Source organism: Methylosinus sp. (assembly GCF_036560965.1).
Classification (GTDB): domain Bacteria; phylum Pseudomonadota; class Alphaproteobacteria; order Rhizobiales; family Beijerinckiaceae; genus Methylosinus.
Genome location: NZ_DATBQF010000012.1, coordinates 1 through 16,898, shown reverse-complemented (window position 1 = coordinate 16,898; position 16,898 = coordinate 1). Strand labels below are relative to the sequence as shown.

The window sequence follows — 16,898 nt, the reverse complement described above, 5'->3', positions numbered from 1 at the left end:
CAACGATCGGGAGATTACTTTGAAATACTTAGACATTTTGGTCTTCGGGATGAACAATGGCATCCATCGAAATACACGTCCCTCATTCAGGATGAAATAAATTCTATTCGGAGCTCGATCGAGCTCCGACCGCCCTCGCAATGACCGGGCAGGCCGCTGCGCTCTGGCTGGTGACGATATTCGGCAAAACGCGATCAGCCAAGCCAGCCCGCGAGAAAAACTCATAGCGAGTTACCGGTTTTGCCAGTTTACCAGCTGTCAGTTCCAGAGCGCTTTGACGACCGCCGCCGCCTCGACGAGACGCTTCGCAGTCCGCTCCATGCAGGATGCGATCATCTCGCGGTCGGGATTATTCGCCGCGCCGCGACGCGGCTCATCGCCCAATCCCTTCAATGACCGCATCCATTCGATGAGCGCCGACAATGGAGCCGAAGCGGAACGGTCGCTCCTCCAGTCCGAGGCGAAAACTTTCCGTCCGAAGTCGTCGTCGCTCTCGATCAGCCGCTTGGCGGCTTGCCCCCTGTCGAGCGCATCGAGCTGCGCGAGCGTATCCGCCAATGGCTGATCCGGACTACGGAGGACGGAGCGAGCCAAGCCGTTAGCGTGTCGCCACTCGCCGCTCAGAATCTTGAAGAATCCGTCGCATCCGCAAGCTCATGGAGAAGGCCGGGCCGGCGGTGCAGGCGCTCAAGCCGGTCTTCATGATGAGCCCGCTCTCCGTGGCCCAGTTTCTCGTTCCGAAGGAGGAGCGCTGACGATGCAGGCCGGCGTTCTCATGGGTGTCGTGGGCGATGAAACGTCGAATGAGGAATTGGTTCGAGAAACATAGTGCATATCGGGTTTCACGCCTCCTGTATGCTTGGAACGAGAAAGCGATCACTCCTGGTTGCAATGTGGAGACGCCAACAATACGGCACAGAGTCTAGGTGACTAGGTTGCTTGCGACACCCGTGGGACGCATTCGACCATGCTGTCTATTTCATTGTTTTGTCGGGCTCGACGATCGGCCTCGTCGAGGGCGGCGCTCTCGATCGCACGGACTGGCGAACTCGGCGGCGCGGTAGACGTGGGCGCCGAGCCGCTCGCGCACCGTTCATAGGCACGCGGCGGCGACGCCGTCGTTGCCGTGCGCGGGATCGTGGTCGCGACAGTAGGAGCCGTCCCGCGGCAGGCAGACGAACTGGTGCGGATCTTTGCGAAGGGACCGTGCGATCGGATCGCACCGGTCGGCGCCGGGCGCCTGGACGACGACGGCCACCGTGGCGCCGCGACGGATGAGCCGGCGCAGATCCGCCGGCAGGGCCGTCCCGAGGCAGGCCCAGGCCAGCGCGTCGGCGACGCCGCTCGGCGCACGTCGTCGTCATCGTCGAGGCGGTCGAAGAGGTCGTCTCGGAGATGCGAGAGCTTGCTCATTGGTCCCTCCCACGCGCCGCGCCGCCGGGACGGCCGAGGCGATAGAAGCGGCTCGTCGTACGCGCCTAGCCGGAGTCGGCGTCCAGCGCGAACAGGTCGGAGGTGATGATGCTGCGATCACCGAGCGCGGGATGGCCGGTCGTCAGGCCCGCGAGCGCGGGTCTCGCTCGCGCGATGACCACCCAATGATGGAGGGATCGGAGCAGCGCCGAGATCATTGTCCGACGGGCGTCCCTCTTCGAGGAGGCGCTCTATATCATCCGCAAGAAGCCGCGCTCTCCGTATGATTTCGGCCAGATCATGACCCAGAAATAGCGTGATTTTATTGGTAGCGGAGGAGGGAACCGCTACCCCGAATGGAGTTTTTCAAGCCGAGCCAATAGATTGCGTCTATCCCAATCTCATGGAGCTGAAAACTAACGTACTCCGGGCACGTAACGCAACGGTTTAAACCGCAGCGGCGACTCGCTACCTCATTGCTGGGCTATAGTTGAATGGCCAGACAACTGGGGTGATGACGCGATCAGCAAAAAAGCTCGCTGCTATCCGATGCCCACTCGCTTCCACGAGCGAGCGGGCCATTGCCGGAAGCTCTGCCCGGGCACGACGGTAATCATCAAGCTCAATCGGCATTGCGCTCTCCGGCGCATCGAGGCGAATAACTTGGTCTTTCCCGACCAATAGAAATGCTTGGCCAAGAGCATTCAGCGATTGCGCGCGCATAGCGGCCGAAATTCCTTTGCGCCACTGCCAAAGGCCACCAAATGACTTCGCAGCGTCAACTTTGAAACTTGTTTCTCCGCATCCCAAACTGAGAACTTGAATTTGCCTCCTGTTGATTTCAAAGCAAGCCATTGCGTCGACAACCGCGTTCATTATCGGATTGTTGGCCCACAGTCCGCCGTCGACCATTGTGTAGCCGTTGTTCGGGAGGGCGGAAAAAAATGTCGGAGCGGCGGCGGTCGCGAGTCCTACCGTTACCATCGCGGCGAATCGGTCCCGTTTATAGTCGGGATGGTGAGGTGTCTTATAAATCCATGGCTCGCCATATGTCCCTTCGAACGCGGGGATACAAAGTCGTACTCTCGCCTCATCCAAAGCGGTGTCGCCGAAAATTCTCAACAGCTCATTTTGGAGGGGTTGCCGTTCGTAAACATAACGTTGGAGACGGCGCACACGCCGCCACGCGCGACCAACGAGATTTGTCGGCGGGAATATTGAACCGCCCCGTTCAACATAAACATCGCGAATCTGAGCAGCGGTCAACCCCTTCGCCAAGCCGAGCGCGATTATCCCGCCGGTAGAGGTTCCCGCGATCATGTCGAAATGATTGACGATCGAAGAGCCGCCTAAAAATCGGCTTTCAAGTTCAGCAAGTATTGACGCGGGCAATATTCCGCAGATTCCGCCGCCATCGATCGACAATATGCGGAACGGCCTATCTTCAGGCCACGGAAGGGGCACGCGCATATTTTGAATGGTGCCGTCGGAGCGCCGAGGCGGACTAAAGTTCATCGGTTTTGTCCCTCAAGAATCGGCGACCATGTCTTCCGCCGCCATACCATCGCCCTGTCGCTAACCAACCCTCGTAGCAGGCCAGCCAATCCGCCGCCCACGGCACTGTCGTTTCGGCCAACAAGTCATTGTGAGACCACTCGTCACTTTCGGGATCAAAGAGACACAAGGGAGAAAGCGTTATGTTTTTTGGGTCGAAGTAAACATGGGGCAAAGGGGCCTCGTCCGTCGCATTGGGCGTCAGAATCAGTCGCGGCGATAGGACGCGAACAATCGGATAATGTGTTGACGCAGGGTCATCCGTATCAGCGCCGGGAAGGTTGAACGCAATCGAAAGTCGATGCGTTGTCTCCAAGCCGATCAACGATCCAAACCAAAGTGCAAATTCTGGCGTCGCTTCGGCCAGTTCAAACTGCGGCCAACGTCGCTGCATCGCCAGAATTTGCTGACGTACCGATTTCATGACTGCTTCCAGCGCGAACCGTAGAAAGTATGCGGGCGCGACGAAGCGGGTGTGCTGCGCGCGATCGTCGGAGCACATACGCTCGCGACCGGGACGACGCGCCCTACTTGTCCGATGTTTCGCGCTCCGCTCTTCACAGCGAGCCCAATCTTTTCCGCGAACTCGTCTACCGTCGATTGGGCAGGCCCTTCGCCAAACATTTGCACCAACAGATCGCGTTTCTGGTCAAGCATCAGCTCCGCAGACATCAGGACGGCTAACTGCTGTCGAAACCGCTTGAGGTCGTCGATGTAAATTTGTTGCGCCTGACGATTTTCCGGCCAACGGTCGGTGAATTTTTCACGGTCGCATTTCGGGTTCTTTATTTCAACGAGCGCACCTCGCCGTTCCGCTTCTTCAAGCGCCGAGAGAATCGAAGCTGCGAGCGCGTCCAGAGCACCAGATATGCTGTTCCCCGGCATCGAACTCTCACACGCAAATTTAGCCAGCATCACCGACGGCGGCATGCGCTGCCCGCTTCGCTTTTCGTAACGGATGTTGCGATTTCGCTTGAGTAGTTGCAATGCAACTACAGCGGCGGATTTTCCGCCTTCTTTCGTGGAATGCGCAGGAACCGGTTTCACCTCTGCGTCCGCACGAATGCCCGCCATGTCAAAATTCAAGGCGCGAGCTGCGTAAGCCGCCGCAAAATCGATATCGATCGGCGTATTTTGATTGAACATCTCGCAGAACGCGAAGCTATTCATGACGAGTTGGCGATGAGACGACTCGGGCTCCTCAGGTTTTGCGTGAGAAAGGAGGCTAAGACGCGGGTCCGCCTCGTCAACCAACAGCGTCGGCGTCACGTCGAGATGCATGCCGTCTGCATAGTAGACCGTAACGCAGCGCGTCTGTCGCTCCACCATTCCATGATATTGGGAGCCGCGCGGACCGTTGATTGCGTCGAACAGCAAATCGAGAACGTCGCCCGGCTTCGTCGTATGGGGCAGGATAAGTTCAGCGATAATGTCGATGTCAAAGCCGTCCGCCCGCTTGCGTGACTTAATCGTCGCGCGGATCGCCATCGAGCCTTGCGGGTAGAACATCCTCACGCGATCGTAGAGCGGGCTGTCCGGTCGCTCGATATGCTTTCGCACGGCCTCATATCGCTCAACGGCCAATTGATGTTGGCTCGGCGGCAGTTCGATTCGAATCGCCGTTCCCGCAAGGAGAATTTCCCCGATCGGGGCGGAAGGCCCAAGCGGCGGGTTGTTCCATCGATCTTTCATAGCGAATAGCCTCTCAATTTGCCCATGCGTTCCCTGTAAGTTCACCCACGGCCGCGTTGACCATGGGGCCTTGGAACGTGTATAGTTTCATTATGGGTCGTGTTTTTATACCCGTCAAGAAACTATCCTCATGGGGGAGAGGACGCCTGTGGATAACGAGGGCGGAAAGATTCGGTGGGGCACAGAGCGGAGGCTTGAATTTATCGAGTTTCTTGCTTTCTGGGAGGGCGGCGTCCGACGTGCCGACATAGCCGAACGCTTTGGCGTGTCCGTGCCTCAAGCGTCGAATGATTTCACGCTTTATCAAAAGCTTGCGCCGCTGAACCTCAAATATGATTCAAGCGAGAAGCGCTATGTCCCAACGCCGGAATTCGCGCCCCGATTTATGTCGCCGGACGCTGACCGGTATCTGAGCGAGCTTGAGGCGTTGGCAGATAGCGAGATTGATACGCGCGATACCTGGATCACCAAGCCGCTGAGTGTGGGCGTCATGCCTGTTCCCGCGAGGCGTATTGACCCCGCCTTTCTGAAGCAATTTGTCGGCGCGATCCGAGCGGGGAATTCGGTCGAAATCAACTACCAGTCCATGAACCAGAATCGACCGGGGGCACTCTGGCGACGCATCACGCCGCACGCCTTCGCGCATGACGGACTGCGCTGGCATGTGCGGGCGTTCTGCCACATCGACAGCAAGTTCAAGGATTTTATCCTCTCGCGCTGTCAGGGCCTTCGTTCCGAAGGCGCGCCGGGCGCCAGCGCGTCGGATGACCGGCGATGGAATACGTTTTTTGACGTCATTCTTGAACCCAATCCCGCGCTCCCGGAAAGCCACCGAGAAACGATCGCGTTGGATTACGAGATGAAGGACGGGCGCGCGGTCATTCCGGTGCGCTGTGCGCTTCTCTACTACTTCGAAAAGCGCTTGCGGCTCGATATCGACGAAAAGAAGGATCGTCCGGCGGAAAAGCCGGTGCGCATCGCGAACCTGAAAGAGTTCATCGAAGCCCGCGACGCGGGCAAGGCGTGAGAAACCGGGGAAGCGCAGGGACATCATGATCGTGGGCGAGATCAAGAGCCAAATCGACAGCATCTGGAACGACTTTTGGTCGGGCGGGCTGTCGAATCCTTTGAGCGTGATGGAGCAAATCACCTATCTGCTTTTCATCAAGCGTCTCGACGAATTGCATACGCGCGAAGAGGCGAAAGCCGCGACGCTGCAAATCCCGATGGAGCGGCGCATTTTTCCCGAAGGCCGCGACGGACGCGGCGACGAAGAGATGCGCAAATTGGGCGGCAGGCCCTATGACGATCTTCGTTGGTCCCGCTTCAAGATGTTCGAGCCCAAGGAGATGTTCAAGATCGTTGACGAACACGTCTTCCCCTTCCTTCGCGAGAAGGTCGCGGCGGAGGGCTCGTTGGCCAGACATATGAAGGAAGCGCGCAACGCCATTCCTTCCGCCGCCTTGCTCGCGAAGGTCGTCGACAAGCTCGACAAAGTGAAGATGGACGATCGAGACACCAAGGGCGATGTCTACGAATACATGCTTGGCATGATCGCGAGCGCCGGCCAGAACGGCCAGTTCCGCACGCCGCGCCACATCATCAAACTCATGGTGGAGCTGACTGAGCCGACGCCCAAGGATATCATCTGCGATCCCGCGGCCGGCACATGCGGCTTTCTTGTCGGCGCGGGAGAGTTTTTGCGCGACAAACACCCGGAAATTTTTCGCGATCCAAAATTGCGGAAGCACTTCCACGACGAAGCATTTCACGGCTTCGATTTCGATCCCACGATGCTGCGCATCGGATCGATGAACATGATCCTTCACGGCATTGAGAATCCCGTGATCGAGGCGCGCGATTCATTGTCCGAGGATATCGCTGACGAGAAAGAGCGCTACAGCCTCATTCTCGCCAATCCGCCGTTCGCCGGGTCGCTCGATTACGAGGCGACGGCGAAGGACCTGCAACAGACGGTCAAGACCAAAAAGACCGAGCTGCTTTTCCTCGCGCTGTTCCTGAGACTGTTGCGCACCGGCGGGCGCGCGGCCGTCATCGTGCCGGACGGCGTTCTGTTCGGCTCTTCCACCGCGCATAAGGCTATCCGCAAATTGCTGGTGGACGACAACAAGCTCGATGCGGTGATTTCCCTGCCGTCGGGCGTTTTCCGCCCCTATGCGGGCGTCTCCACCGCCATTCTCGTCTTCACCAAGACCGGCGTGGGCGGCACAGATCACGTCTGGTTTTACGACATGAAGGCGGACGGTTTTTCGCTGGACGACAAGCGTCAGGCGCTTTTGCCAGAAGAGAAGCAGGGTCCGACGCCGGCAACGACGCTTTCGGACGAAGAGCACGACAAAAACAATCTCCCCGACGTGCTGATGCGATGGGAAGAGCGCAACGGCGCCGAACGCGAACGCCCGCGCACGGCGCAGAGCTTTTGCGTGCCCAAGGCGGATATCGCGAAGGACGGCGCCTATGACCTCTCGATCAACCGATACAAGCACGCAATTCATGCCGAGGTAATTCACGAGAGCCCGGCTGAGATCATCGCCAAACTGAAATTACTGGAAGGAGAAATTTCTGACGGCTTGGCCAAGCTTGAGGAGATGGTGGGATGAGTTATCCGACCGTTCGCCTTGGTGCTGTCGCAGAGCTTGTGCGCGACGCCATAAACCCGGTGACGATTCCTGCTTCCACCAATTATGTGGGCCTTGAACACATTTTCGGTGATGGGTCATTTTCGGAAATTTCAAAGGTCGAGCCCGGCGATCTTGCCAGTACGAAATTTGCGTTCTCCGAAAAGCACGTGCTGTTCGGTAAGCTGCGTCCGTATTTGCGGAAAACGGCTCGCCCAAACTTTTCGGGCATATGCAGCACTGATATTATCCCGATACAGCCATCAAAGCGCCTGACTCGGGACTATCTGTTCCACTTTCTTCGCACTGACGACGTAGTCGCACGTGCAACCTCGATGTCATCAGGCGCTAACCTGCCCCGAATTAGCCCGAAGCATCTCGTCGAGTTTGAAATCCCACTGCCGCCGCTCGATGAACAACGGCGGATCGCGACGATCCTCGATCAGGCCGATGCCTTGCGCCAAAAGCGGGGCGAGGTGCTAAGTCTCCTAGAACATTTGACTGGTGCGCTGTTCGACGAAATGTTTTCCAGCGCTGGCAATGATTGGGCGGTTATGTCGATCGGTGAGTTGTCGACCGACATTCGCACTGGTCCATTTGGCAGCCAATTACTTCATTCTGAGTTCGTAAGCGACGGAATTGCTGTGCTGGGTATCGATAACGCTGTAGCGAACACATTTCGTTGGGGCGAACGCCGATTCATCACGCCTGAAAAATACGCTCAGCTCAAGCGCTACACCGTTAAGCCTGGCGATGTCATCATCACAATCATGGGCACATGTGGAAGGGCCGCAATTGTGCCCCAGGACATCCCTGTCGCTATAAATACGAAACATCTGTGTTGCATCACACTCGATACGTCGAAAATCCTCCCTGAGTTCATGCACGCTGCATTCTTGTTGCATCCCCAAATTCTGAAGCAACTCGGTCTTCAGACCAAAGGTGCCATCATGCCGGGCTTGAACATGGGCATTATAAAGGCCCTGACGCTGCCTGTGCCTCCGATCGAACGGCAACTTCGGTTCCGATCAAAGCTTGAAGCGCTTGCGACCGTGAGAAACAAGGCCCTACGACAGCGTGATCATTTCGAAGCACTTATTGCATCTCTCCAACATCGCGCGTTTCGCGGGGAGCTTTGACCGATGCGAGGCGAGTTTCTTCCTGTTTGGGCCGAAACATGGCGCGATATTTGGGCGAAGCTCGCCAAGCATCCTGACGCGCCGGAAGACTTATTTTCGGAGCTTTATCGTGAACTTGTCATCGCGTGCAGCGCCCCGGTGACCCCCGAGGTGCTGGCCGATATTGTCGCTGTCCCTGCGCGCGCGAAGACGAAGTTCAGGCAAGTCACCGCTGACCGATTCGTCAACGAGCAAGCACTGACCGAATTCCTTGAAAGGGCGCACGCCGTCGTCGTCGACCTTGGCGGCGATCCGCTCGCCAATCGCTATTTCGTGCTGGTAGACGCCTTTCTGACGAAATTCAGCCTTCGCTATGACTTGCGCCGCCCCTTTACGCTCCACCCGACGCTGTCGGGCGTTTTCGCGCGCATGGTGACGGAACTCAAGGCGGTCACGCGAGCCGATGCTCATCTCCATCAATTGATGGGCGATTTCGAAGAAGCAGTTCGCGACCTTCGCGCCGATTCATCGTCGACCCGGATCAAGACCTGCATTCAAAAGCAGGTGAACTTGGTTGAGGCCATTGCGCGGTTTTACCCTGCCGTCACCGGGACAACGCTCGGGCGGATATGCGATGAACTCGGCGTCGCGCCAAACGCAGTGTGGCCGCACGATAATGTTCGAGACGCGATGAAGAACCTATACAAATTCGCGTCCGACTATCCCGGAATCAGACACTCCGGGACGCCCGCGAACGCGCGGCGCGATATCGACATGCGGGACATGGTGGCGATATCGATATTGCTGGCAGGATTCACGCCTTACCTCTCGCATCAGGTCGATTCCAACATCATCTACCGAGGCTGATTATGCAAAAATCCGATTACTCAATCAGTTCGTTGGTCGATATGTATAAGCGCGGCGAATTGCGGCTCCCGGAAATTCAGCGTCATTACGTCTGGCGCGCAACGCGCGTTCGCGATCTATTTGACTCCCTCTATCGCGGATATCCGTCCGGCTCCATTCTGATGTGGGAAACGGATGAACCGATCCAAACACGCGATGCAGCAATCGAGCAATGCCCAACAGCCTTCGCCGGGCGCAAACTCCTTCTCGACGGACAACAGCGCCTCACGTCGCTGACCTCTGTGTTGAACGGCGAACCTGTCAGCGTCCGGGGGCGCAAGCGACCGATCGATATCCTATTCAATCTCGATCATCCCGACGGCCCGCCTGTTGACGGCGTAGAAGTCGACAGCGACGAAGAAAGCCCGATCACGCCGGATGATGAATTGGCGGACGAAGCCGATGATCCAGAGGCGGAACAGGACAATGCGCCGGCGCTGGCCGAACGCTTCAACAAGCGAACATTCGTCGTTGCCAGCAAGGCGCTCGCGGCTTTGCCCAATTGGGTTTCGGTGAGCGCGGTTTTCAGATCATCCGATCCATCCGAGTTTCTTGAGCGGGCGGGAATTACCTCGTTCAAAGACCCCCGCGTCCAGAAATACAACAACCGTTTGGCGAAGCTACGTGACATCGCCAAATACCAATATGTGGTTCATGTCCTTGAGCGCAGCATGAACTATGAAGAGGTCACCGAGATTTTTGTGCGCGTCAATTCTTTGGGCGCGAAGCTGCGATCGTCCGATCTTGCTTTGGCGCAAATGACCTCGCGATGGCCGAATTTGTTGAATGAGTTGGAAGCATTCCAAGAGGAATGCGAAAAGAAGAGCGGGTTCACCGTTGATTTAGGACAGCTTGTCCGCGCGATCGTCGTTTTCGCAACTCGGCAATGTCTCTTCCGTCCCGTGAGTTCTACGCCTATCGAGACATTGAAGCAGGGCTGGAAAGAAGCCAAGGAAGGTTTGAATTTCGCAATCAATTTCCTGCGCGCAAATGCTGGAATTGAAGACGAATCCTTGCTGTCTTCGCCGATGTTTTTGCATACGCTCGCGGCACTCAGTCACGTGCGCGACAACAAGATTGCGAAGGACGAACAGAACGCGATTTTGAGGTGGCTTCTTGTCGCCAATGCCCGCGGGCGCTACTCGCGCGGCTCCACGGAAACGCTGCTCAACGAAGACCTGAAGGTGATCTTCAGCGGCGGCCACGCCGATGAATTGATCGAGATTTTAAAGCGCCAATTCGGCCGGCTGGAAATTGAACCGGGCGACCTGCAAGCTCGCGGCGCTGGCAGTCCGCTTTTCTCTCTCGCCTATCTCGCGCTCAAGGATGCAGGCGCGAAAGATTGGTTCAGCGGTCTTGGCCTTTCGCTAACGCACCAAGGTCGGCTCCATTTCATCCAATGGCATCACATCTACCCGAAGGCGCTGTTGCGTGAGAACGGCTTTGACACCGCCGAAATCAATGAAATCGCCAACATGGCGTTCATCACGGGGCAAACCAACCGACGGCTCGGGCGCACGCCGCCCGCCGACTATCTCGACGGAATTGCGTTGAAGCAGGGAATCGACGCCCTTTCAGCGCAGCTTGTGCCCAGCGACTACAAATCGCTGACCGTTGAGAACTATCGCAAGTTTCTCGCGGATCGTCGGATCGCTCTGGCCCAATGCATGAACAGCTTTATCGATAAAAAGGCGGGCGTCGGATGACATCGCAATTCTCTTTCCTCGCCGCCGACTTCTCCGAAGTTCATGAACACGCCGCCAAGGCGGAGAGCCTTGCTCACGCCGATCCGCGCGCGGCATGCTTCTATTCCCGCTTCGCGTTGGAGGTCATCGTCAAATGGCTCTATCGCCATGACGCGACTCTTCGCGACCCTTATGAGACCACGCTTTCAGCGCGCATTCATGAGCCAACATTTCAGAAGCTTGTGGGCGCCGCTCTTGTCGCCAAGGCGCGGATCGTCAAGGACCTGGGCAACAGCGCCGTCCATGACGCCAAGCCGGTAGCGTTCTCGCAGGCCGTAACAGCCCTTCGCGAGCTTTTCCACCTCTCCTACTGGTTCGTCCGTTCTTATGGCCGAGCGGCCACGCCTGAGGCGGGAATCGCCTTCTCGGCGGACGCCTTGCCGCGCACGTCGTCCATACCGGTTTCGAACCTCAAGCAACTACAGGAAGTCGCCAAGCGATTTGCCGACGCGATTGCCGCGCGCGATGAAGCTGAGAAAAAGCGCCTCGCGTCGGAAACCGAGCGTGGTAAGCTCGAAACCGAGATTGCCGCGCTTCGTGCTGAGGTCGCCAAGGTCAAAGCGGTAAACGCTAAGACAGCGGATACCCACGACTACAATGAAGAGGCGACCCGCGACGCTTTCATTGACCTTCTCTTGGCGGAAGTTGGATGGAGCTTCACGCAACCGGGACGAGACACGGAATATCCCGTTAAAGGCCTGCCCAATAATTCCGGCCACGGCTTTGTTGATTATGTGCTTTGGGGAGACGACGGAAAGCCGCTCGCGCTTGTCGAAGCCAAGCGAACGAAGCGCGATCCGCGCGTGGGCCAGCAACAGGCCAAGCTATATGCCGATTGCCTCGAAGCTGAGTTCGGGCAACGGCCGATCATTTTCTACAGCAACGGATATGAGCACTGGCTTTGGGATGACCAACGATATCCGCCGCGCGAGGTTCAAGGTTTTCTGACCAAGGATGAGTTGGAGTTGGCGATCCGCCGGCGGTCAATCCTGAAGCAGCTCAATTCAGTGGAAATGAACGCTGATATCGTCAACCGATATTACCAGACGCGGGCTATCCGTCGCGTCGCGGAAGCCTTCGAGAAAGATCACTTACGCCGAGCGCTTCTTGTCATGGCGACGGGCGCGGGCAAGACGCGCACGGTTATCGCGCTTTGTGATCTTCTCATGCGCGCGAATTGGGCGCGCCGGGTGTTATTCCTTGCGGATCGCGTTGCGCTGGTCAATCAAGCGGTAAGCGCCTTCAAGAAGTTCCTGCCAGCGGCGTCGCCGGTAAATCTTGTCACCGAAAAGGACGCCACCGGGCGCGCCTATGTTTCGACATATCCGACAATGATGCGGCTGATCGACGAAGCCAAAAACGGAAAGCGGCGGTTTGGCTCCGGTCATTTCGATCTCATCGTGATCGATGAGGCACATCGATCTGTCTACCGAAAGTATGGCGCGGTCTTCGACTATTTCGACAGCCTTGTCATTGGGCTCACCGCGACGCCCAAAGACGAGGTTGATCGCGACACATACCGCTTGTTCGACTTGCAGCGTGGCGTGCCGACCGACGCTTATGGCCTTGATGAAGCAGTCAAGGACGGGTTTCTTGTCCCGCCTCGGGCCGTATCGGTGCCGCTGAAGTTCCAGCGTGAAGGTATCAAATACGATGACCTGAGCGACGATGAAAAAGAGATGTGGGACTCCCTCGAATGGGACGAAGACGGCACCGTGCCCACCGAGGTCGAACCGGGGGCAATCAACAAGTGGCTGTTCAACGCCGACACGGTCGATAAGGTTCTTGAACATCTGATGATCAACGGCCTCAAGGTCGCCGATGGCGATCGTCTCGGCAAGACCATCGTGTTTGCCAAGAATCATGAACACGCAGAGTTCATCGTCAATCGGTTCGATTCGAATTACCCTCACCTCAAGGGCTCATTCGCGCGCGTTGTCGACTTCAAAACTGAATATGCGCAATCGCTCATTGATGATTTTAGCCAGCCCGACAAAGCGCCTCACATCGCCGTTTCGGTCGATATGTTGGACACGGGCATCGACATCCCCGAGGTGGTCAATCTCGTGTTCTTCAAGATCGTTCGGTCCAAAACAAAATTTTGGCAAATGATCGGTCGCGGAACGCGGTTGCGGCCTGACCTTTTCGGTCCCGGGCGCGACAAGGAGTTCTTCTTTGTTTTCGATTTTTGCCAGAATTTTGAATTCTTCAATCAGAACCCGAATCTTGCCGAAGTTGGGTCAAACGCATCGCTTGCGCAGCGCCTATTTGCTTCGCGCGTTGAGCTCATCGCCGAACTTGACGGCGCCACTTGCGCCGGGGAAGGCTCTGTCGAGATTCCGGCCTCGCATCGCGAGCTTAGGTCTGCCGTTGCGCAAATTTTGAGAGAAGAAGTTGAATTGATGAACGTCGACAACTTCATTGTTCGGCCGAAGCGGCGATATGTGGAAAAATACGCGGCCGAATCCGCTTGGGCAATCATAGGCGTTGAAGAGCGGTCAGAGCTAATTCAGGAAGTGGCGGGATTGCCTTCTGCGCGCGCAGACGACGACGTGGCCGCCAAGCAGTTCGACTTGCTGATTTTGCGAACACAGCTCGCCGTGCTTTGTTCTGATCCCACCTTCAACGGCCTTCGCACGAAGCTCGCCCAAATTGTGAGTTTGCTCGAAGAGATGGCCAATGTTCCGATGGTGGCAAGGGAGATGGCCCTTATCGTCGAAATGCAGACGGACGAATATTGGCAAGATATCACTGCGCCGATGCTCGAAACTGCGCGCAAACGCCTTCGCAGCTTGGTTAAGCTGATCGAACTGAAGCAGCGGCCGATCATATATACGGACTTCGAAGACGAGATTGGGCTGAGCGCCCAAATCACAATTCCCGGAGTGAGCGTCGGAACCGATATGGACCGCTTCCGCGCAAAGGCGCGACACTTTCTTGCGGAAAACTCGAATCACATCGCTATTTTGAAATTGCGGCAGAATGAGCCGTTGACAGCTACCGACTTGGCGGAATTGGAGCGGATATTCGTGGCCGCTGGCGCAGCGCCGGAGCAAATTGATCGCATCCGCGCCGAAGGCGGGGTTGGGCTATTCGTGAGATCGCTTGTCGGCATGGACCGCGAAGCTGCGAAGGCGGCGTTTGCATCGTTTCTTCTCAACAAGGCCGCCACCGCAAACCAAATAGAATTTGTGAATATGATCATTGACCATCTGACCGAGCGGGGTTCCATGGATCCAAGGTTGCTCTATGAGAGCCCATTCACCGATATCGATCCAATGGGCGTCGAGGGGATTTTCGGCCAGCGTGAGACCGTGGAAGTTGTGGCGATCTTGGCCGATATCCAACGCCGGGCGGCGGCCTGAAACACAAGCTGGCCACAAGACACAAGAAAACAAGGTGTTAATCGGCTTGGGATCCCGACGCCGATCGGAGCGGCGAATACTTGATTTTATGCGACTGTCGACAAGGCGCGCAAGATGGGCATTCCGTTGTGGCGTTTCGGCGAGGGCGGCGCGTGATGCGCCGCTTTCATGTTATTTTTGTTTTCACTTTGAGGTGTAGGCTCAAGCACTAATCACCTGATAATTGCCAACAGGGGCGATGACTGGTTTGCGGGATGCTCATGTCGATCGAACGGATTTTCAACATCTTCGTCTACTTCGATTGTGGCGTTGTGAAGGAGTACGGCGTTCGTCACCATACTGTTGGCGGGAGCGATCAAGAGAAAACCGACTACCTGCTTTCGCACATCGCCCAGGACCACCCGATTGCACATCGCTTCAGCTTCACCCGCCGTTTCAACCCGCCAGAATGGCTCGCTGCACAGCGACATGGAAATCAACTCGGATATTTCGAGGAGGCATTCGATCTGTTCCGAGCGTCAGCTATGCCCGTCTTCTGCACTACGTGTATCGTCGATGGAAAACCCATTGTAGACAGGCAAATTGGGCCTGAACCTTTCCGAGGTGAGGAGGTGACAGCGCAAGAAGGATGGGGATCGGTTCCTGATTACCTCGTACACTACACCAACGAAGATGGGCTTCGCTTCACCGATCTGATCCATGATGATTATTTCAAAGCCATACGCGTACTATTCAACGAGAGACTCTACGTCTCTTGCTCCAAGCTACTTATGTCGTGCATTGATACGATTGCATTTGTCGAATACGGCGACGTTTCAGGAAATTTCACTCAGTGGGTCGATGCATACGTCAAGCTTCATTCCCTCGGTATTTCAGCAAATGAGCTATGGGAATTTCGTAATTCTATCCTCCACATGACAAATCTCTCTTCAAGAAAGATCATGGCTGGCAGCGTCTCTCCGATCATGCCGTATGTGGGTGGCCCGCGATCCATGTCGTCAATCGCACCCGGTGGGCTAAAGCCGTTTAATCTCCATGAATTGATCAAAGCCGTGGGTAGCGCGATCGGGAAATGGGCTGAAACCTACAGCACCGACCGCGATAAGATTCTGAAATTCATCGAGCGATATGATTCGACGATCTCGGATAGCCGGATGGTCTGGGTTCGCCATCAGGAGAGCGAATAACATGGGTGCCCGCGCGGGGATGAACCCCGCGCGCCGGGCTGTCGTGCTGCGCACCAAGCCGGCCTTCGTCCGTCTTGACCAGAGTCTTCCATCCCTGGCGCTTCCGCCCCCTTCGTGGGCGTCTCGGCGGTTCAACGCCAACTATCCCAAACGCCTTGGCTGAGGGGACGCGGGCGGTGCTCTGTGCAACGCCGATGCAACGGTGATGAATCCTTTGAGCGCGATGTCGTGCCGTTTTCGACGCCTCCACCATGACAGCGGTTCGCGCGTCCAGGGCCGATGATGAGCGCCGCATACGCAGTTTAAAGCGATCCGCCTGTGGCCTCGATCGCCGGAGCCCGGCGCGGATTTCGACGGTGCCGCACCGCCCGCATGCGACTCGCGTCGAGCGTTGCGACCACGCTCATCGGCCGGAGAAAAATGAGTTGGGTGGCGGCTTTTTCGTTCAAGACGACCGGCAATGCCGTCATCTGTCGCGTTGAGCGGCTGCGCGGGATAGCCATTCGTCTCCTTCGCTTGGGGTCGCGCCAAGTAGGCTTTGCATCATAAACCAGAGGGGAATGATTGTCCTTCTCCCGTCGCGCGCCCCGCGGGAATCGCAGGATCACATCGGAAACGCGTGCCATACCGGCGCGCCTCTCCGCCTCATCGAGGACCGCGACCGCAACAGCGTGCTGGGCTCGCGGCGGCGCGTTAGACTCGGCCGCGGACCGTCAACAGGCGCGCGACGACGTCGTGGAGGAAGTCGGCATCCCGGGCTCATGCATTCCTTGCGCGAATCCTCGAGCCCCCCTTGGCGTTCTTCGCCCTGCTTTTCGCGCCGCCGTTGCGGACCGTCCGCTCCAGCAGAGCGGCGATGTCGTCCCCGGTCAGGAAGCGACGGTCGAGCAGTGCGTCGGCGATGCGCTCGACGTCGGCGCGGCGGTGGCGGATCAGGTCGAGCGCGCGGGCGTGCAGCCGGGCGAGATCCGCGTCCACGGCGGCGCGCAACGCGTGGTCGAAGGACAGGGACGCCGCCGGGTCGGGCCGGTGCCGCAGCGTGTCGCCCAGCCCGTGGGAGCCGTGTCCGTCGGCCAGCGCGCGCGTCGCGACTGCCAGATCGACCACGGCGCCGGTGGACGCCGCGCCGAGGACGACTTCCTCGGCGGAACGTCCCGCGAGTAGGATCACGACGCCGGCGTCGAGATCGGCGCGCGTCGGGAACATCGAGGGACGCCCGGCGGCGCGGGTCTCCCCGCCGGAGTCGCCGCGCGCGACGATCGACGTCGAGGCGATGGTC

The 16,898-nt window shown here is 57.5% G+C and carries 12 protein-coding genes and 1 pseudogene; 7 read left to right on the top strand and 6 right to left on the bottom strand.

Features of this window, described 5'->3' with window-relative positions; translation table 11 throughout:
• Positions 1–258: 258 nt before the first annotated feature.
• The 5 genes from VIF40_RS03295 to VIF40_RS03275 form a co-directional block, all read right to left on the bottom strand.
• Positions 259–558: a hypothetical protein gene (locus VIF40_RS03295; protein ID WP_331936097.1), complete on the bottom strand. Its 300-nt coding sequence runs from the start codon at positions 556–558 to the stop codon at positions 259–261.
• 920 nt (positions 559–1,478) lie between these two features.
• Positions 1,479–1,631, bottom strand: a complete 153-nt coding sequence (locus tag VIF40_RS03290) for a hypothetical protein (RefSeq protein WP_331936096.1) — start codon at positions 1,629–1,631, stop codon at positions 1,479–1,481.
• A 250-nt stretch (positions 1,632–1,881) separates the two neighbouring features.
• Positions 1,882–2,928 carry a CBASS cGAMP-activated phospholipase gene (locus tag VIF40_RS03285; RefSeq protein ID WP_331936095.1) on the bottom strand — a complete coding sequence of 349 codons (1,047 nt, stop codon included), beginning with the start codon at positions 2,926–2,928 and terminating at the stop codon, positions 1,882–1,884.
• Complete coding sequence (locus tag VIF40_RS03280) at positions 2,918–3,391, bottom strand: hypothetical protein (protein WP_331936094.1); 474 nt, start codon at positions 3,389–3,391, stop codon at positions 2,918–2,920. The genes VIF40_RS03285 and VIF40_RS03280 overlap by 11 nt, the downstream gene beginning before the upstream one ends.
• The gene (locus tag VIF40_RS03275; RefSeq protein ID WP_331936093.1) at positions 3,388–4,659 is read right to left on the bottom strand and encodes a nucleotidyltransferase; all 1,272 of its coding nucleotides are present in this window, start codon (positions 4,657–4,659) and stop codon (positions 3,388–3,390) included. The genes VIF40_RS03280 and VIF40_RS03275 overlap by 4 nt, the downstream gene beginning before the upstream one ends.
• Positions 4,660–4,807: 148 nt before the next feature.
• On the opposite strand from VIF40_RS03275, the gene VIF40_RS03270 reads away from it, so the two are divergent.
• The 7 genes from VIF40_RS03270 to VIF40_RS03240 all read left to right on the top strand — a co-directional run bounded on the left by VIF40_RS03270 (position 4,808) and on the right by VIF40_RS03240 (position 15,619).
• Positions 4,808–5,686 (top strand): WYL domain-containing protein, encoded by an 879-nt coding sequence (locus VIF40_RS03270; RefSeq protein ID WP_331936092.1) that lies wholly within the window; start codon positions 4,808–4,810, stop codon positions 5,684–5,686.
• A 25-nt stretch (positions 5,687–5,711) separates the two neighbouring features.
• Positions 5,712–7,280: a class I SAM-dependent DNA methyltransferase gene (locus VIF40_RS03265; RefSeq protein ID WP_331936091.1), complete on the top strand. Its 1,569-nt coding sequence runs from the start codon at positions 5,712–5,714 to the stop codon at positions 7,278–7,280.
• Positions 7,277–8,437: a restriction endonuclease subunit S gene (locus VIF40_RS03260; RefSeq protein ID WP_331936090.1), complete on the top strand. Its 1,161-nt coding sequence runs from the start codon at positions 7,277–7,279 to the stop codon at positions 8,435–8,437. Before VIF40_RS03265 ends, VIF40_RS03260 begins: the two co-directional genes overlap by 4 nt.
• Positions 8,438–8,440: 3 nt before the next feature.
• Positions 8,441–9,283 carry a hypothetical protein gene (locus VIF40_RS03255; protein ID WP_331936089.1) on the top strand — a complete coding sequence of 281 codons (843 nt, stop codon included), beginning with the start codon at positions 8,441–8,443 and terminating at the stop codon, positions 9,281–9,283.
• Positions 9,284–9,285: 2 nt separating this feature from the next.
• Positions 9,286–11,028, top strand: coding sequence for a GmrSD restriction endonuclease domain-containing protein (locus VIF40_RS03250; protein WP_331936088.1), 1,743 nt, complete (start codon positions 9,286–9,288; stop codon positions 11,026–11,028).
• On the top strand, positions 11,025–14,432 hold the full coding sequence (locus VIF40_RS03245; RefSeq protein ID WP_331936087.1) for a DEAD/DEAH box helicase family protein: 3,408 nt from the start codon (positions 11,025–11,027) through the stop codon (positions 14,430–14,432). Before VIF40_RS03250 ends, VIF40_RS03245 begins: the two co-directional genes overlap by 4 nt.
• Positions 14,433–14,692: 260 nt before the next feature.
• The gene (locus VIF40_RS03240) at positions 14,693–15,619 is read left to right on the top strand and encodes a hypothetical protein (RefSeq protein WP_331936086.1); all 927 of its coding nucleotides are present in this window, start codon (positions 14,693–14,695) and stop codon (positions 15,617–15,619) included.
• Positions 15,620–16,378: 759 nt separating this feature from the next.
• On the opposite strand, the pseudogene VIF40_RS03235 reads toward VIF40_RS03240, so the two are convergent.
• Positions 16,379–16,898: pseudogene (locus VIF40_RS03235) on the bottom strand (hypothetical protein); the annotation flags it as partial.